Source organism: Achromobacter sp. SIMBA_011, from assembly GCF_046535435.1.
GTDB classification, from domain to species: domain Bacteria; phylum Pseudomonadota; class Gammaproteobacteria; order Burkholderiales; family Burkholderiaceae_B; genus Achromobacter; species Achromobacter dolens.
Genome location: NZ_JAWRWN010000648.1, coordinates 1 through 264 on the forward strand (window position 1 = coordinate 1; position 264 = coordinate 264).

Annotated in this window: 1 protein-coding gene; it reads right to left on the reverse strand. The window is 65.5% G+C overall.

Going from position 1 to position 264, the window contains the following annotated elements; translation table 11 throughout:
* Window positions 1–264, reverse strand: a 264-nt coding sequence (locus SB816_RS32550) for a hypothetical protein (protein WP_410548320.1), incomplete at both ends; no start/stop codon positions are given.

The following is a 264-nucleotide window of genomic DNA, read 5'->3' on the forward strand; positions in this document are numbered from 1 at the left end:
CCGGGCGAAGCCCTGCGCCTGCAGTAGCAGCACTTTGTCCAAGTGGCCCGGGGGGAAGTCGAGCCTCTGGTCAGTGCCACCGATGCCGCGCGCACCCTGGCGCTGATTGAAGCGATTCGAGAGGCCGCCGCCACCGGCCGTGCCTGCACCCCAACCCTGATTGAGTGAAGAACGCATGAGTGAGCGGATTTTCTCCCTGGCCAGCAGCAGGTTCAGGGCAATGATCCCCGCCCCCAGGGCGGCGCACAGCCAGAAACCGGAAAT